Here is a 16471-nt window from a genome sequence, read left to right on the forward strand (position 1 = left end):
CAGTCCACGCCAAGCCAGTGACTGCGCCAATCTGGTTCTCCTCTTCGCCCATGTCATGGCGAAACTTGCGAACGCCCGAGAAATCGGGAAGATTTTCCGGTGTAATGGCGATGCTTTTGACTTTACCTTCCAAGATGCGGCGCAACGATTTGCGCGCTAGTTTTGCGATTTCGCGTTCCAATGTGCGAACACCTGCTTCGCGCGTATAATAACGGATTAGATCTCGCAGGGCGTCATCGCTGACGGAGAACTCCTCATGCTTTAAACCGTGGGCCTCAATCTGCTTGTTCAGCAAGTGGCGTTTGGCAATCTCAAGCTTTTCGTCCTCGGTATAGCCTTCAAGACGAATGATTTCCATCCGGTCCAAAAGCGCCTGCGGCAAATTCATACTGTTTGCTGTCGTCACAAACATGACGTCCGAAAGATCAAGGTCAATTTCAAGATAGTGGTCATTGAACTTGTTATTCTGTTCCGGGTCGAGCACCTCAAGCAAGGCTGAGGCAGGGTCGCCCCGGAAATCCTGGCCAAGCTTGTCAATTTCGTCGAGCAGGAATAACGGATTCATCGTCCCTGCCTTTTTCAAATTGGAAGCAACCTTGCCAGGCATCGAGCCAATGTAAGTACGGCGGTGGCCACGTATTTCTGCCTCGTCGCGCACGCCGCCCAGTGACTGGCGAATGAACTCTCGGCCCGTCGCCTTGGCAATAGATTTTCCAAGCGAGGTTTTGCCCACGCCGGGAGGACCAACGAGACACAGGATCGGTCCCTTCAACTTGTTCGTCCGCGCTTGTACCGCAAGATATTCGACAATCCGGTCCTTGACCTTTTCCAATGCGAAGTGGTCGGCATCAAGAACCTCTTGCGCCTTTGCGATGTCACGTTTCAGCTTGGACTTTTTACCCCATGGAATACCTAAAAGCGTGTCGAGATAGTTGCGGATGACAGTAGCTTCGGCCGACATTGGGGCCATGCCGCGCAGCTTTTTCAGTTCCGCATTGGCCTTCGCCTTTGCTTCCTGGGAAAGCTTCATGGTGTCGATTTTGGTCTGAAGTTCGGCAACCTCGTCACCGCCCTCGCCATCGTCATTGCCCAGCTCGCGCTGAATGGCTTTCATCTGCTCATTCAAATAATATTCGCGTTGCGTCTTCTCCATCTGGCGCTTGACGCGACCACGGATTTTCTTTTCGACCTGCAACACGCCAAGCTCGCCTTCCATAAAGGCAAAAGCCATTTCCAGACGGCGAAGCGGATTGGCTTCGACCAGCAAGGACTGCTTATCTGCTACCTTTAACTGAATGTTCGCTGCTACGGCGTCTGCCAGTGCCGAAGGCGTATCTATTTCGGTAAGCTGAACAGCGGTTTCAGCGGGCATTTTCTTGTTCAGCTTGGAATAATTTTCAAACTGCTCGGTAACTGACCGCATCAGCGCGGTGGCCTCGGGGCCTTCGGCGCTCTTTTCTTTAATCAAGCTTACCGTCGCTTCGACATAGTCAGTGCCATATTCAACCAGATCGCGTAACTCTGCACGCTGCTTGCCCTCAACCAGCACACGGACTGTTCCGTCGGGCAACTTCAACAATTGCATGATCGACGCTGTCACGCCGATATTGTACAAATCGTCCTTGCCGGGATCATCCTCGGCAGGGTCCAGCTGGGCAACAAGGAAAATTTCTTTGTTAGCCGCCATCGCCTTTTCAAGCGCAACGACCGATTTGTCCCGGCCAACAAACAACGGCACAATCATGCCCGGAAAAACAACAATATCGCGCAGCGGCAATAATGGAAGGTTCAGATCCATAAATACTCCAATTGGCTGTCGCGCGACATGGCGACCTGCCTGTTCTCCCTCAATATGAGCGCTTTGCGCACGCTTTCAATGCATGTGCAGCGACTGCACGCATTTTATTGGGGAAAAACTGCATTGGACCTTTGCCGGCGCCGTCAGACGCCTTCATCAAAACGGCAGTTTGAAACCGGGTGGTAACGGCAAACCGCTCGACATCTTGCCCATTTCCGCATTGCTGGCAGCGTCCGCCTTTTCGCGGGCATCGTTGAAGGCCGCTGTGATCAGGTCCTCCAACATGCCCTTGTCCGTCGGCACGATCAGGCTGTCATCAAGCGCCACATTTAAAATTCGGCCCTTGGCAGTCGCGCGCACCTTTACAAGACCGCCACCTGATACACCCTCGACCTGAATTGTATCGAGCGTTGCCTGCGCCTGTTCCATCTGTTGCTGGATATTCTGGGCGGCTTCCTGCGCAGCCTTGATCATCTCTTCCATACTTTTCATGCGCTCTTACTCCATTGCATGTCGTTCTCGTCGCCGTCGAGCAGCTCCGCCTGAGGAAACGCGGCAAAAGCCGCTTTGACCAAAGGTGACTCCATTATAATTTGTTTATCGGCCTCGACTTCGGCCTGTTCCTGTTCAAGCAGGCTGGGTTGGGCTTCGCCGGCGCGTTCTTCAATGTCCCAGCGCGTACCCGTTACCTTCGCCAACGCATCCCGCAGTTCGGGCACAAAAGACGGGGCGACTGGTCCGGCCAACTGATATGCGAGCAATGGCGGCGTATATTCGACCAGTCGAATGACGTCGCGCATGGTCATCTCCAGACTGACAAAGCCGTCGCGTGACAGCCGCTCGAGGAGCGCGTTGAATGTTGAAGGCATTAACGTCTGTACCGTCGCCGACGCCGGAATATCCAACGCTGTTGGGGCTGAGGCTGGGGGCGGAGCCGAAAACACGCCTTCCCCGATCATCTTTGCAAGCTCGCCGGGGTCAGGCAGCGTCGCTGCATGCACGACCCGCAGCAACGCCATGTCCGCTGCATCCAGCGGCACCGACGCACGCGCGACCTCCTCTTGGCCCTTCAGCAACAATTGCCACAAACGGTGCAAGACAGGAAACGTCAAGCGGTCAGCGTAATCCTCGACAACAGCAACCGCCTCTGCATCAAGAGCATTGTCGTGCGGCGCGCCAATCTTTGCCAACGTCAGCCTGTGCACCTCGGACAACAAACCGGCGAACATCGCCAGCGGTTCGACACCTAAATTATACTGGTTTTTCGCCTCGGCCAGCATCGCTTGCGCATCACCAATCAATATCAGGCCAAACAGACGGCGGATTGCGCCCCGGTCGGACAGGCCCAACATATCGCGAACTTGCGCTGCGGTAACCTTCCCGTCACCTTCCATATCAGCGTGGGCAATGGCCTGATCGAGGATGGAAAGACCATCACGAACCGACCCTTCCGCTGCCTGGGCGATCAACGTCAGCGCCTCAGATTCCGCCAAAACAGCTTCCTTGACTGCGATTTCTGCAAAATGCGACGAAAGTCTTTCTGTTGATATGCGTTTCAAATCAAAGCGTTGGCATCGCGACAGGACCGTGATAGGAACCTTGTTCACCTCGGTCGTGGCGAAGAGAAACTTTACATGCCCCGGCGGTTCTTCAAGCGTTTTCAATAAGGCGTTGAACGCGTTTTTCGACAGCATGTGTACTTCGTCGATGATGTAGATTTTGTACCGTGCCGACACCGCTGAATAACGCACGGCCTCAATGATTTCGCGTACATCGTCAACGCCAGTGTGGCTTGCGGCATCCATTTCAATAACATCGATGTGCCGCCCCTCTGCGATTGCAACGCAAGGCTCACAACGACCGCACGGGCTAATAGTTGGACCGCCCTGCCCGTCTGGCCCGATGCAATTAAGTGCCTTTGCGATAAGCCGCGCGGTAGAGGTCTTTCCCACGCCGCGCACGCCGGTCATCAAAAAAGCATGTGCAAGCCGGTCGCGCTTTATGGCGTTTCCCAGCGTTTGCACCATTGCATCTTGCCCGATTAGTTCAGAAAAAGTCTGAGGTCGGTATTTGCGCGCGAGTACGCGGTAGGCTGCGCCTCCGCTGAAGTCAGGCGTCACGGATGGCTTCGTAGCCATCGGCAAATCCAGACCAAGCCCCAATGCGTCATCGGGCATGTCCGGGTCGCGTTCGGCGAAATCTGGATTGTTGGAGTCGGACATTGTCATCACGATAGAATGTTCATCGACATTTGTCGAAGTCTTCTCAAGCGAAAGTCGGGGAAAAGTAGGAGCCGAATGACCCGCAGCGAATTCGTTGTGGCTGCTTCCGTCAGGATCTGACCAGGTTGGCGAGTGCCACGTCCATCCGACTCCCTCGCCGCATATGGCCGTGCAGCCGCCCAAATGCAAGACTATCTGAAAACTTTGGTTAACGCGATATTTACCTGCTTGCGATACAATAAGTTCACGCATTGTAGGCAGTTAGAATTAACCTCAAGGGAAACTAGGGCCATGACGAGCACATCTTTTACGACACAAACATTCCAGCGGTACGAAGACGCAGCACAGGAAGACCGCAGCGCCCCGCGCGTTCGACTCAAAATTCCCGCTGTGATGCGTCCATCGGGCTCGCCGGGTTTCTCTGTTATTGTGCGCGACCTGTCGCTTTCAGGCGTCGCTTGTGAAGCCTTGACCGGCATGGGGCCCGGCACGCGCATCTGGTTGACATTGCCCGGCCTGTCCGCACTTCAGGCCAAGATCGTGTGGAACGACGGCACTATCGTAGGGTGCGAATTCAGCACGTTGCTGAACCCAGCCGTGCTTGAAAATATCCTCGCGCGCTTTCCGCGACAGCCTTAAGCGTTTCGCAAATACCAGTCATAATCAATCGTCGGCACTTGGCCGAAATAACGGTCTTGCTCGACGCGTTTCACAATGGTGAACATGTCGACAAAGCGATGACCCAGATACGCACGCATTAACGCAGAGCCGTGAAAGCGGTCGACTGCGGCAAACCAGTTGCTGGGCGGCTTATCATCGGCTGACCCATCGCGGTCATATCCATTTCCGATGACGGCTGGGCCCGGATCAATCTGATTGGTGATCCCGTGATGAATGCCGGACAATACACCGGCAACCGCAAGATACGGGTTCGCGTCGGCGCCGCATGCACGGTGTTCTACATGACGGCTTGATGGCGGGCCAGCCGGAATACGGAACGACACGGTGCGATTATTAACGCCCCATGTTGGCGCAACCGGCGCATAGCTGTTGGCCTTGAAACGGCGATAGCTGTTCGCGTGCGGCGCAAACAAAGCAAAACAATCACCGACACTTGCTATCATCCCCCCGATGGCGTGGCGCAACATGGGCGTTCCTTCCGGATCGTCGGAGGCAAAAAGATTTTTTCCGCCACCGTCGTTCATCGACACATGAATATGCATGCCGGAACCTGCTTGCTCCGAGAACGGCTTTGCCATGAACGTGGCCTCAAGACCGTGTGCCTGGGCCACCGCTTTAACGACACGCTTATACATGATCGCATCATCGCACGCGCGCAATACATCCGGCTTGTAGCGCAAGGTTAACTCACATTGGCCGGGCGCAAATTCGGAAATCGCGGACTCAAGCGGCAATCCCTGAATGTCGCAGGTTTCATATAGTTCATCAAAGAAGGGACGGAAGTCGTCCAGTTCTCGCAAGCCATAAACCTCGACCATCTGGGGTGTTTCGCCGCTATATTCCGGCCGAGCCGGGCGGATCGAGCCATCGCGTGCACGCTTTGGGTCCAACAGGTAAAATTCCAGTTCCACCGCCAAGGCGGGCGAAAGGCCCATTTCGGCAAAGCGATCCACCACAAGACCAAGTACATGGCGCGGGTCGAGGTCGTGCGGCTGGCCATCCAGTTCATAAAAATCGACCATGAATTGCGCGGCATTGTCACCAGCCCACGGTGTGCGGACCAGAGTACCCGGAATTGGTTTCATCGAACGGTCGGCGTCGCCATCTTCCCAGACAAGGCCGGTTTCCACAGTGTCCTGACCCGTAATGTCTACAACTGTGATTGATCCGGGGAAGAACCGGCCGATTTCATAGACCGACAGCACCTCATGCTGGCGCAATCGCTTGCCGCGCGGAACCCCTCCAAAGTCGGTATAAATCATTTCGATGGAATCAATGTCAGGATGCGCCGCAAAAAATGCTTCGGCCTCACTACGATGTGCGATGGTTGCTGATGATTTTGCACGCTTGATTGTCATTATAACTCTTTCGCCAGCCCTAATTTTCAGCTGCTTGTAGCTCAGTCAGCGCAGAGTTCAACTCCGCCGCAAGGCGGCTGACTTGCGCGGCTTGAGTTACTGGACTTACCAACATCATGTTGTGGAATGGCGCAAGCAAGATGCCGCGATTGGCCAAATAGAGGTGAATCGTACGTTCGAGTTCATAGTCCATCGCCGCGCGGGCCTCACTACCGTTGCGAGGCGGAATTGCAGAACACACCAGTTCAACGCGTGCGCCGACATGACTGACATGCCAGTCGAGCGCATGGGCAGCGATTACAGCGTTCAGTTGTGAAACGAGCCCGTCTGTAATCGACAGCATATGGGCGTAAGCCTCGCGCGTTATCACTTCCCCCAGCATCGCGTGCATTGCCGTAACCGCAAGCGCGTTGGCAGATAGGGTCGTGCCGATGCCGCTATGCCCAGCGGGGCGCGACGCATTCAGTGTCGCCATGCGCCCTGCGATTTCGGCGGTGAAACCATAAACCGCACACGGCACCCCGCCGCCGATGGATTTGCCGACCACCAATATGTCCGGCATCGGCCCGTGCGTATTGCTGTGCCCGCCATAGCCGGAGGAAATAGTGTGCGTTTCGTCGAGCACCAAGATCGTGCCAGTCTTATCACACAGCTTTCGCAATTCGGTTAGAAATCCCGGCGCATCGCGCACCATGCCAATATTGGTCATCAACGGCTCTGCCAAGACGCAGGCAATATCTCTACCACTTAAGGCGGCAGCGAGCGCATCTATATCGTTAAACTCGATAGCCACAGTTGTCGGCAGCAAGTCTTGCACCTGCCCGATCAGGCTTGGCCGGTTGACCGCTTGCCCTTCTCGCAAATCCACGAACACATCGTCCACCGCGCCATGATAGCAGCCATTGAAGATCAATATCTTGTTGCGACCCGTAATTCCTCTGCACCAGCGGATAACCGCGCGGTTTGCTTCGCTTGCCGTCGTCGTCACCTGCCATTGTGGGAGGCCAAACATTTCGGTGAGCATCGACCCAAGTTCTGCCCCGTTTGTGGTAGGAAGCATGTAGCTTAAGCCCTGCCCCGCTTGTGCGGCTATGGCCTTGGCAAGCGGCGCAGGCGAATGGCCAAACATGCTCGCGGTATCACCAAGGCAGAAGTCATCAAACACCTGACCGTCGATGCTCGTCAAGGTCGCCCCAGAAGCCTCCTGAGCGACGATCGGGAATGGAGTGGACCAATCGAGCATCCAATGGAAAGGCACGCCCTGAAACCATCCTTGGGCGGCTTCTGCATGGGCCTTGGATTTCGGGTTTGCGGCAATAAACCGCGTGATTTCACGTTCGCGCATTTGGTGAATGGCTTGCCGGTCAATCATAGCCGGTCTCGCATCGCGTAATAGAGCAGACCAAGCGTCGCCAGCGGCCGCGACAGCCACTTTCCGCCCGGAAAACGGTTGTGCGGCAGGCTTGCAAAAACGTCAAAGCGCGACATCGTGCCAACCACCGCCTCCGCCATCAATTCCCCCGTAAGAGTTGTTACAAGCGCACCGTGGCCCGAGAACCCATGTGCGTAAAAGACATTTCCCTTGCGGCCAATATGCGGCAGGCGGTTCATCGTCACACCCACCGCACCGCCCCATGCATAATCGATCGGCGTCTGTGCGAGTGAGGGAAAAACCTCCGCCATATGTTTACGTACAAATGCCGCGATGTCGCTGGGCGGTTGCTGCACATATTTCTCGCCACCGCCAAAGATAAGACGTTTATCCGCGCTCAAGCGGAAATAGTTCAAGACGAATCGGCTATCGGCAATGGCCGCATCGCTGGGGAGAAGTTGGTCGGCATCAGAGAGCGGAATTGTCGCAATATTATAGTTCATGATGGGGACGGTGAAATTGCCCAACTCTTGCGCAAGATCACTCGTCCAGTTGTCAGCCGCAAGTATGACATGGTCGGCACTTAGTGATCCCGTGCCTGCCCGCATCTCAACATGCGTTCCCTTAACCGTCGGCGCTTGGGCGGTAGTGTTTTCATAAATCCGCACGCCAGCTCGAAGCGCAGCCTTTGCCAGTCCAAGCGCGTAATTCAGCGGATGGAAATGCCCGCCTTTGGGGTCATAGACACCGCCATGATAGTCACCACCGTTGATATGGTCACCCATGTCCTCCGGCGCCACAACCTTAATCGATTCCCAACCAAATTCGCGAGACAAAAACTCAGCCTCGCGCTGCATATCGTTGAAATGCTCGGGCTTGTAGGCTGCTTCCAGATGCCCGGATTTCAGATCGCAATCGATGTTGTGCTTTTTGATGCGATCATGCACGCGCTCGCCCGCGCTCCACGCTAATCCAAAAATGGCCTGTGCCCGTTCGCGCCCGAACTCAGCGTCAATTTCTTGCATCGACCAGCGCAGGCCCGGAATAAGTTGCCCGCCATTCCGGCCCGATGCGCCAAAGCCGACGTTATGGGCCTCAACCAATATTACCGACAGGCCTTTTTCCGCGCAAGCAAGCGCGGCGGAGAGACCAGTAAAGCCGCCCCCAATGACAACAACGTCGCAATCCAAAGCAGAATCTAGGGAAAGCTGAGTTTCCCAAGCGTTAGCGGTCGCTCGATAATAGCTGTCATTCAATCGATCAGGCATTACACCCTCAGCAACAAATGCTCGCGCTCCCAGCTTGAAACGACGGACTGATAGTTGAACAGCTCATAGTCTTTGACCGCATAGAAGATATCGAAAAACTCTTCACCGAGCAGGTTGCGCACTGGCTTGCAGGCACTGAACCGGTCCAGCGCCGCTTCCAATGTGCGCGGCAAGGTGCGGGCACGATTGTAGGCGCTACCAGTGATGGCCTTGGCGGGGATCATCCGGTCAACCATACCAATATAGCCGCAGACCAAAGACGCAGCCATGGCAAGATAAGGGTTGGAATCGGCGCCCGGCAAACGGTTTTCAACGCGGCGGTTGGCCTTGTCGGAAATCGGCACGCGGAAACCGCAGCTTCGGTTATCCTCGCCCCATTGCACGTTGATGGGCGCGGCGCTATCCGGACGCATCCGGCGGAAGCTGTTGACGTTGGGCGCCCAAAGCGGCGACACTTGGGGCATGAATTTCACGAGACCGGCGATATAGCTGCGGAACAGCGCACTGTCGCGGCCATTAGCGTTTGAGAACAGGTTACGGCCGGTTTCGGCATCGACAACGGACTGGTGAATATGCATCGCGCTACCCGGTTGTCCTGCCATCGGGTTCGCCATGAAAGTTGCGTATACGCCATGCTGCTTCGCGACAGCACGCACCGCGCGTTTGAACAGAAACACTTGATCCGCGAGCTTTAAGGGGTCACCGTGAATGAAGTTCACCTCAAGCTGCGCTGCGCCCATTTCATGGATCATCGTATCGATATCGAGACCCATCAATTCACAATCGTCATAAATGTGGTCGATGATGTCCTCAAATTCGTTCATCGCCTCCAACCCATAAGGCTGGCTTGCGGTTTCCGCACGGCCGCTTGACCCGGTTGGCGGCATCAAAGGAAAGTCGGGATCGACATTCTGGCTGACGAGATAGAATTCAACCTCAGGCGCCATGATCGGTTTCCAGCCACGCTCCGCGTAGAGATTCAGCACCTTTTTCAAGATTGTTCGTGGTGCGATTTCCACCTCAGTCCCATCACCATGCAGGACGTCAGCAATGACGAAAGCGGTGGGGGACTTAAAACCCGGCGCGACACAAATGGTTTCAGGGTCGGCAATCAGGATCTTGTCCGGATCCTTGTCCCAAATGTCCGCGATGTCCTCGGGATAATGGCCGTCTATGGTGCAGATAAAAACGCTGCCCGGAATGCGCAGCGACTTGTCTCGGACCGACGACAGGAACTTCTTTGCCGGCAGAACCTTGCCTCGCTGCACGCCATTAATGTCGGGTACGATGCACTCAACCTCATCGATCTTGTGCTCAGCGATCCAATTCGCAAGGTTCACGGACATTGTTTATCACCAGTTTATGTAAGACTGATAAGCGCATGCCGGACTTGAAAGGTCAAGCCCGGCATGTGTCTATTCTGTCCTGACCTGCATGCAAGCAGACCCAAAAGACTATACTGATTAGAAGCCGTAGCTTATCGAGAATACGACTCCTGCCGAGCTATCCTTGAAAGCAAAGGTGGAACGGCGGTTCGTGTCGACATACGAAGCGCCAAGGGTGAAGCCGGAAACGGCTGCAGTCAGTCCAAGCGACCAATCCACTTTTTCATTGCCCGGGGCAAATGCGCCGTCTTCGATTCCCATGGAGCCAACAATCGAAATTGGCGTGTTTGGAATTGCTACCGTAGCATTGGTGCCGAAGTAAATATTATCCTTGTCTCCGGTATTGTCCTGGCTAGGCACATAGCTCAACTGGACCCCCACTGTTGCTGGGCCAACGGTCGAACCAAGCTTTCCAGTGAACTCAATATAGTTAAAGCTCGATACGCCAGGGTACATATAATAGGTAGCGCCAATGTCGTAAGTGACGGCGTCGCCACCAGCAAAGCCGGCATAGAGGTCAACTTCGACATCATCGCCTGGATTTTCAGCGATATTGGAACCCCACACACCTGCATACAGACCTGACTCATGACTGATGGTCAGAAAGGGCTGAACCGCAAAATCCTTATCGGAAAGCGAAACGCCGCGGAAACGGTAATCGGATACGACAGCAACGCCGCCAGATACGGAAATTGGGCCAGCAGCCTCTGTTGCCTCGTCTTGCGCAAAAGCAGGTGCCGAGAGTGCCATCGCACTGATCGCGACGCTCATGCCGGCCAGCTTCAACATGGAATTACGCATAATTTTACCCCTTCTTAGGTACACTAGATACTATGCCGGCGGCCACGCATTACGCTGCCATCGGCCAATGCCGTTCTCATCCCGCTTGATCTATTGCCCGCGCATTGGTTCAATATGTTTTACCTGCGCTTTATTGTGCAGGTGCACACAAACATCAAACTCTGCCCCAAGCAAGCAATTTTGTGTCAACGTCATTGTCCTTTTTGATGTATGTGACAAAACAGCCACAGTCTTGCGCAAGATAAAGATATCAGTGATGTAGAGACCATGCTTGAAAATGACCCCCTCGCGGCATTCTGGATGCCATTTACCGCCAATAAGTCTTTTAAGGCCCACCCACGGTTGCTGGTGTCGGCCAAGGACATGCATTATCAAAGCGCCGACGGCCGCCGAATCCTCGATGGAACCGCAGGTCTCTGGTGCAGCAACGCCGGACACTGCCGTCAGCCGATCATAGATGCCATCGCGAAATGCGCAGCAACGCTCGATTTCGGCCCCACCTTTCAACTCGGCCATCCGGTTGCCTTTGAACTCGCCAGTCGTCTGGCACCAATGATGCCTGATGGAGTCGACCGAATATTCTTCACGAATTCAGGAAGTGAATCGGTTGATACAGCGCTGAAGATCGCACTCGCGGCGCAAAGGGCGCGCGGAAACGGCACGCGCACCCGGCTGATTGGCAGGGAGCGCGGATATCATGGTACAGGCTTTGGCGGGATATCGGTTGGCGGGATCGTCAATAACCGGCGCGTGTGGCAGGGGCTGCCCGGCGTTGACCATATGCGACACACGCATGATTTGACGCGCAATGCATTTGCGCGCGGATTTCCCGAACATGGCGCAGAACTGGCCGATGACTTGGAAAGATTGGTAACGCTGCATGGCGCGGAAACCATCGCTGCCGTGATCGTTGAACCCGTTGCCGGGTCAACGGGCGTGCTTGTTCCGCCAATTGGCTATTTGCAGCGACTCCGAGACATTTGTGACAAGCACGGCATTATCCTGATCTTTGACGAAGTGATTAGCGGTTTTGGGCGAGTGGGCGGCGCGACCGCATCGCAAAGCTGGGGTGTGACGCCTGATATCATTGCGCTAGCAAAAGGCTTGACGAACGCCGCAGTCCCCATGGGTGCTGTCGCGGTCAGCAGAAGCATCCATGACGATGTGGTAAATGCGACGGCAGACGGAATTGAGCTATTCCATGGCTACACCTATAGCGGCCATCCACTCGCGGCGGCCGCAGCGCTTGCAACGCTCAATATTTATCGGGACGAAGGATTGTTTGAAAAGGCGCACGAACTTGGTGCCTATTGGGCCGATGCAGCCCATGCCCTGCGTGGCAAGCCGCATGTCATCGACGTGCGCAACATCGGCCTAATTGCAGGTATTGAACTTCAGCCGCGGCCCGATGCACCGACAAAGCGGGCAACCGAACTATTTCATGCCTGCTTCGATGCAGGGTTATTGGTACGTGCAACAGGCGACATCATCGCGCTTAGCCCTCCACTCATTCTTGACAAGTCGCATATTGATGAAATGTTTGGGCGCATTGGCGACCTGCTTGACCATATCGGATAGATTTGCGAAATCGTCCGCTGACTACACGCCCGGTGCGCCGTACCTGCTGTGCAGGTTGTGCGAAGCTAGCCGTTTGAGGGCAGCGTGGGCTAGCTTCGCACAAATTGAACAGCCCGAACGGCTGTCCCGGGTCAGAATAAAACTGCCACGATCACAACGAGCAAAATCAAACCACCAATGCTAATACCAACTGTTCTACCCATGATCTGTCTCCATTTACTGGACATTGAAACAGGATAGGGCCGGACAAGTTCCTTCAATCTGCTTGAAAAAATCTTTGATCGGGTCCGGTTTGGAAGCGGCTAACGGTCAAACAGCCGTGGCGGAACCGTTCGATTGACGACCTCGCGCAACGCGAACGCCGTCTCAATGCGGGCCACTCTTGGCAGCCGGGCAATCTCTTGCCGGTGGATAATTTCATAATCCTCGATAGAAGCTGCGCGCACGACGAGCAGATAATCGTTGCGGCCACTCATCAGATGGCATCGCACCGTGGACGGGCTTTTAACGACCGCTGCTTCGAAGGCCGCCATTGCCTCTTCGCTTTGGCTATCGAGCGTAATGGTAACCATGACTGTTGCGCCCAGCCCCAATTTCCGCAAGCTGACATCTGCGCGGTAGCCGCGCAATATGCCGTCATCTTCCAGTGCCTTTTGCCTGCGGGCAGCGGCGCTCGGCGACAGACCAGCCGCTTCGCCCAACTCCATCTGAGTCGCACGTCCGTTGGCAACGAGGGCGCCAAGTAATTTACGATCTGCGCGGTCCATCTGCATATAATTTCTACCTAAAGCCAGTTGTATGACGAATATATGCGCCATGTCGCAGATAATGTCGAATCTTTGCGCAGTTTCAGCATCAAGACAATGCTATTCTCCACCAAGACATATTCAGGAGCAGAATCATGCGTGTAGGCGTTCCCAGCGAAATCAAGATTCATGAATATCGCGTGGGTCTCACGCCCGGTGCAGTGCGCGAATATGTCGCTGCTGGTCATCGCGTTGTCGTCCAATCAGGGGCTGGCGCTGGCATCATGGCAAGCGACGAAGCTTATCGCGCAGCGGGCGCAGAAATCGCAGACACTGCTTCTGAAATTTTTTCCAACTGCGACATGATCGTAAAGGTGAAAGAGCCCCAACCGACCGAGTGGGTGCAACTGCGTCCGGGGCAGTTGTTGTTCACCTATCTCCACCTCGCGCCCGATCCTGAACAGGCAAAAGGTCTGATTGCGAGTGGGTGCACCGCAATCGCCTATGAGACGGTCACTGACGACCGCGGCACCTTGCCGCTATTGGCCCCGATGAGCGAAGTTGCCGGTCGCCTTGCGATAGAAGCAGCTGGCGAAGCCATGCGCCGAAGCGAAGGTGGCGCAGGCATCCTCTTGGGCGGCGTCCCGGGCGTGCCTGCTGGCCGCGTAACTGTGCTGGGCGGAGGTGTCGTTGGCACGCATGCCGCGCGCATGGCTGTTGGCCTTGGCGCTGAAGTCACCATAGTCGACCGGTCCATCCCCCGCCTTCGCCAACTGGATGAAATGTTCAACGGTCGGGTGCGTACACGCTATTCGACGCTGGAAACAATTGACCATGAAATCAGCATCGCCGATGCGGTGATTGGCGCAGTGCTCATTCCCGGGGCGAGCGCGCCGCGGCTTGTCACCCGTGAGATGTTGAAGCACATGAAACCTGGCTCCGTTCTTGTCGATGTTGCCATTGACCAGGGTGGCTGCTTTGAAACGTCGCGGCCGACAACGCATGCCGAGCCTACATATGTTGTTGATGGCATTATCCATTATTGTGTGGCGAACATGCCAGGTGCCGTTCCGCAAACTAGCGCTGCAGCATTGAACAACGCGACGCTGCCTTATGGCCTTGCGCTTGCAAACAAGGGTGTCGCCGCGCTTGAAAACTCCACTGAAACGGGCCGTGGGCTTCTTGCCGGTTTGAACGTGCACGACGGCAAGGTTACGAGCCAGGCGGTCGCGGAAAGCCTGAATCTTGATTTTGTAGCACCCGAAGAGGCCCTCGCCGCGTGACTTGACGGCTCGCAGGTGCTATCGGCGCTGCATGGGTAAAGAGGGGCGAATAACTGCGCATCAGATTGCGGCCATGCTTGGGGTATCACAGCCCACAGTGTCGCGTGCCTTGCGCGGCGATAAAAAGGTCAATGAAGCGACGCGTGCTAAGATCGTCGCACTGGCGAATGAACTAAATTATTCCGTTGATCACAACGCCCTTCGCTTGCGGACCCAGCAGACCTATTCGATCGCGCTCGTCATCCTGTGTCGGCAGGGTGAGAACAAGGCAAACATAAACCCGTTTTATCTGTCACTGCTCGGCTGCATTGCGGCTTCCGCCTCGGAACGTGGCTATAATCTGATTATCTCGTTTCAGGATTCACCTGCCAATTTTTTTGCCAATTATACCGGCAGCAGGCAGGCTGACGGTCTGATCGTGATCGGCAGTGGGCAAAATGTTGAAGGTTGGCAATTTTTTGGCGAATATGCCCGGCACAACACGCCCATGATTTGTTGGGGGGCCAGCAAAGAAGACTTGATTTCAATAAAAAGCGACAACGTCCAGGGCACCCAACTGGCAATTGCCCATTTGCTTGATAAAGGCTGCAAACAGATCGCCTATATCGGCCCGACCCATAGCGAACAGCCGCAGTTTCAGGATAGATTGACGACCTATATGTCTGAAATGTCGGACAAGGGCATGCGACCTATTTGCCCTGCCCTACCGGAAAATGCGGTACGTGAAGACCAGGGCTATGCTGCGGTCAAGGGTTTGATCCGCGATGGTATCCGCTTCGACGGCCTTTTCTGTGCCAATGATTTTATCGCTTTGGGCGCCATGCGTGCGCTCGACGAGAATAATATTGCTGTTGGCACAGATGTGCGCGTGATCGGGTTTGATGGCATCGCGACGGGTGCCTATGCGCAGCCGCCGCTCACAACCATTGAACAGGATTATGTTCAAGCTGGCGAAATGCTGGTGGAGGCCTTGATCGCCGTTTTCAAAGGCGAGACACCCAACATAACGCCAGTCCCTGTTAGACTTCTCACGCGCGGAACAGCCTGACGTCAAGGGTCAACTTAGGTTGCGTGCGCAACCTCCAGTATGCAGGCGACAAATCCGTCCGGGTCGTCCTCTTGGATGAAATGTCCACCCGACAGGCTGCGGTGGTTCTGCCCGGCTGTTCCAGGAACACGTCCGATAAAGCGGCTTTCCCCACCGCGTGTGATCCTGTCTTGATCAGAAAAACAGCAAAGGAACGGCTTTTCCCAGTTATCCAGAACCTCCCATGCGCGTTTCTGGTCAGGTAGTGCGACATTATCGCCAAACGGTACAAAGCTTGGAAAAATACGAGCGCCAGCCTTGAATGATGAATCGGGAAACGGTGCGTCATAAGCCGCGATCTCCTGTGGGGAAAGCCCACTTTTGGTGCCTGCGTTTACGATCTTGCCAATCGGAAACACCGGACTCCATTTCGAAAATGCCCGCCAGATGGCGAAAGCACGCGGTGCATCACCGCCCTCTGGCAATCCACCATTTGACAGTGCGACGCCCGCAAAACGATCGGGCATTTCCGCCAGCAAACGAAGCCCCACCAATGAACCCCAATCCTGACATGCCAGCGTAATATTCTGCAGGTCAAGTTGCTCGACCCATTGGCGCATCCATGCGACGTGCTTTGCATAACTATAGTCGGTTTGCGCGGCCGGCTTGTCGGATTTGCCAAAACCGACCAGGTCTGGAGCAACGACGCGAAAACCAGCCGCGACAACTGGCCCGACCATTTTCCGGTACAGATAAGACCAACTGGGCTCGCCATGCATCATCAATACCACCGGAGCGTCGCGGGGCCCTTCATCGATAAAATGCACACGCAAATCCGTCCGGGAAGCCGAATCCGTAATATTCAGATAATGCGCCGCAAACGGATAATCCGCAATGCCATCAAATGCCGCGTCTGGTGTGCGCAAAACTTTCATATCCATTCCCCCCGAAC

At 55.1% G+C, this 16471-nt stretch carries 14 protein-coding genes and 1 other RNA gene; 4 read left to right on the forward strand and 11 right to left on the reverse strand.

Translation table 11 applies throughout. The features are described from left to right. The 4 genes from lon to ffs form a co-directional block, all read right to left on the reverse strand. Positions 1–1798 (reverse strand): endopeptidase La (gene lon / locus ACK4S7_RS06415; protein ID WP_409645223.1); only part of this gene is annotated, 1798 nt, incomplete at its 3' end. 156 nt (positions 1799–1954) lie between these two features. Then, on the reverse strand, positions 1955–2290 hold the full coding sequence (locus tag ACK4S7_RS06420) for a YbaB/EbfC family nucleoid-associated protein (RefSeq protein WP_409645224.1): 336 nt from the start codon (positions 2288–2290) through the stop codon (positions 1955–1957). Beyond that, positions 2287–3936, reverse strand: a complete 1650-nt coding sequence (locus tag ACK4S7_RS06425) for a DNA polymerase III subunit gamma/tau (protein WP_409645260.1) — start codon at positions 3934–3936, stop codon at positions 2287–2289. The genes ACK4S7_RS06420 and ACK4S7_RS06425 overlap by 4 nt, the downstream gene beginning before the upstream one ends. 145 nt (positions 3937–4081) lie before the next feature. Beyond that, positions 4082–4176, reverse strand: an RNA gene (ffs, locus tag ACK4S7_RS06430) — signal recognition particle sRNA small type. Between the two features lie 135 nt (positions 4177–4311). On the opposite strand from ffs, the gene ACK4S7_RS06435 reads away from it, so the two are divergent. Then, positions 4312–4659 (forward strand): PilZ domain-containing protein, encoded by a 348-nt coding sequence (locus tag ACK4S7_RS06435; RefSeq protein ID WP_409645225.1) that lies wholly within the window; start codon positions 4312–4314, stop codon positions 4657–4659. Here ACK4S7_RS06435 and ACK4S7_RS06440 read toward each other — a convergent pair. The 5 genes from ACK4S7_RS06440 to ACK4S7_RS06460 all read right to left on the reverse strand — a co-directional run bounded on the left by ACK4S7_RS06440 (position 4656) and on the right by ACK4S7_RS06460 (position 10885). After that, on the reverse strand, positions 4656–6059 hold the full coding sequence (locus ACK4S7_RS06440; protein WP_409645226.1) for a glutamine synthetase family protein: 1404 nt from the start codon (positions 6057–6059) through the stop codon (positions 4656–4658). The two genes, ACK4S7_RS06435 and ACK4S7_RS06440, sit on opposite strands and share 4 nt — an antisense overlap. Before the next feature lie 19 nt (positions 6060–6078). Next, complete coding sequence (locus tag ACK4S7_RS06445) at positions 6079–7431, reverse strand: aspartate aminotransferase family protein (RefSeq protein WP_409645227.1); 1353 nt, start codon at positions 7429–7431, stop codon at positions 6079–6081. Beyond that, on the reverse strand, positions 7428–8699 hold the full coding sequence (locus ACK4S7_RS06450; RefSeq protein ID WP_409645228.1) for an NAD(P)/FAD-dependent oxidoreductase: 1272 nt from the start codon (positions 8697–8699) through the stop codon (positions 7428–7430). The genes ACK4S7_RS06445 and ACK4S7_RS06450 overlap by 4 nt, the downstream gene beginning before the upstream one ends. Continuing rightward, positions 8699–10045 carry a glutamine synthetase family protein gene (locus ACK4S7_RS06455; protein WP_409645229.1) on the reverse strand — a complete coding sequence of 449 codons (1347 nt, stop codon included), beginning with the start codon at positions 10043–10045 and terminating at the stop codon, positions 8699–8701. The genes ACK4S7_RS06450 and ACK4S7_RS06455 overlap by 1 nt, the downstream gene beginning before the upstream one ends. Before the next feature lie 117 nt (positions 10046–10162). Further along, positions 10163–10885, reverse strand: a complete 723-nt coding sequence (locus ACK4S7_RS06460) for a TorF family putative porin (protein ID WP_409645230.1) — start codon at positions 10883–10885, stop codon at positions 10163–10165. 267 nt (positions 10886–11152) lie between these two features. On the opposite strand from ACK4S7_RS06460, the gene ACK4S7_RS06465 reads away from it, so the two are divergent. Next, complete coding sequence (locus ACK4S7_RS06465; RefSeq protein WP_409645231.1) at positions 11153–12463, forward strand: aspartate aminotransferase family protein; 1311 nt, start codon at positions 11153–11155, stop codon at positions 12461–12463. Between the two features lie 302 nt (positions 12464–12765). On the opposite strand, the gene ACK4S7_RS06470 is transcribed toward ACK4S7_RS06465, so the two are convergent. Further along, positions 12766–13281, reverse strand: a complete 516-nt coding sequence (locus ACK4S7_RS06470; protein WP_409645232.1) for an Lrp/AsnC family transcriptional regulator — start codon at positions 13279–13281, stop codon at positions 12766–12768. A gap of 83 nt (positions 13282–13364) precedes the next feature. On the opposite strand from ACK4S7_RS06470, the gene ald reads away from it, so the two are divergent. Both ald and ACK4S7_RS06480 read left to right on the forward strand, forming a co-directional pair. After that, positions 13365–14492: an alanine dehydrogenase gene (gene ald, locus ACK4S7_RS06475; protein ID WP_409645233.1), complete on the forward strand. Its 1128-nt coding sequence runs from the start codon at positions 13365–13367 to the stop codon at positions 14490–14492. A gap of 31 nt (positions 14493–14523) precedes the next feature. Next, positions 14524–15540 carry a LacI family DNA-binding transcriptional regulator gene (locus tag ACK4S7_RS06480; protein ID WP_409645234.1) on the forward strand — a complete coding sequence of 339 codons (1017 nt, stop codon included), beginning with the start codon at positions 14524–14526 and terminating at the stop codon, positions 15538–15540. A gap of 14 nt (positions 15541–15554) precedes the next feature. Here ACK4S7_RS06480 and ACK4S7_RS06485 read toward each other — a convergent pair whose 3' ends face one another. Next, positions 15555–16454, reverse strand: coding sequence for a haloalkane dehalogenase (locus ACK4S7_RS06485; protein ID WP_409645235.1), 900 nt, complete (start codon positions 16452–16454; stop codon positions 15555–15557). Between the last annotated feature and the right edge of the window lie 17 nt (positions 16455–16471).

It is taken from the genome of Sphingorhabdus sp. (assembly GCF_046292425.1).
GTDB lineage: Bacteria > Pseudomonadota > Alphaproteobacteria > Sphingomonadales > Sphingomonadaceae > Sphingorhabdus_B.

Excerpts from the sequence above, each read along its gene's own strand:
- ACK4S7_RS06450 (WP_409645228.1), bottom strand. The coding sequence starts at position 8,699 with ATGCCTGATCGATTGAATGACAGCTATTATCGAGCGACCGCTAACGCT.
- ACK4S7_RS06440 (WP_409645226.1), bottom strand. The coding sequence starts at position 6,059 with ATGACAATCAAGCGTGCAAAATCATCAGCAACCATCGCACATCGTAGT.
- ACK4S7_RS06460 (WP_409645230.1), bottom strand. The coding sequence starts at position 10,885 with ATGCGTAATTCCATGTTGAAGCTGGCCGGCATGAGCGTCGCGATCAGT.
- ACK4S7_RS06445 (WP_409645227.1), bottom strand. The coding sequence starts at position 7,431 with ATGATTGACCGGCAAGCCATTCACCAAATGCGCGAACGTGAAATCACG.
- ACK4S7_RS06465 (WP_409645231.1), top strand. The coding sequence starts at position 11,153 with ATGCTTGAAAATGACCCCCTCGCGGCATTCTGGATGCCATTTACCGCC.
- ald (WP_409645233.1), top strand. The coding sequence starts at position 13,365 with ATGCGTGTAGGCGTTCCCAGCGAAATCAAGATTCATGAATATCGCGTG.
- ACK4S7_RS06470 (WP_409645232.1), bottom strand. The coding sequence starts at position 13,281 with ATGGCGCATATATTCGTCATACAACTGGCTTTAGGTAGAAATTATATG.
- ACK4S7_RS06485 (WP_409645235.1), bottom strand. The coding sequence starts at position 16,454 with ATGAAAGTTTTGCGCACACCAGACGCGGCATTTGATGGCATTGCGGAT.
- ACK4S7_RS06455 (WP_409645229.1), bottom strand. The coding sequence starts at position 10,045 with ATGTCCGTGAACCTTGCGAATTGGATCGCTGAGCACAAGATCGATGAG.
- ACK4S7_RS06480 (WP_409645234.1), top strand. The coding sequence starts at position 14,524 with ATGGGTAAAGAGGGGCGAATAACTGCGCATCAGATTGCGGCCATGCTT.
- ACK4S7_RS06425 (WP_409645260.1), bottom strand. The coding sequence starts at position 3,936 with ATGGCTACGAAGCCATCCGTGACGCCTGACTTCAGCGGAGGCGCAGCC.
- ACK4S7_RS06420 (WP_409645224.1), bottom strand. The coding sequence starts at position 2,290 with ATGAAAAGTATGGAAGAGATGATCAAGGCTGCGCAGGAAGCCGCCCAG.
- ACK4S7_RS06435 (WP_409645225.1), top strand. The coding sequence starts at position 4,312 with ATGACGAGCACATCTTTTACGACACAAACATTCCAGCGGTACGAAGAC.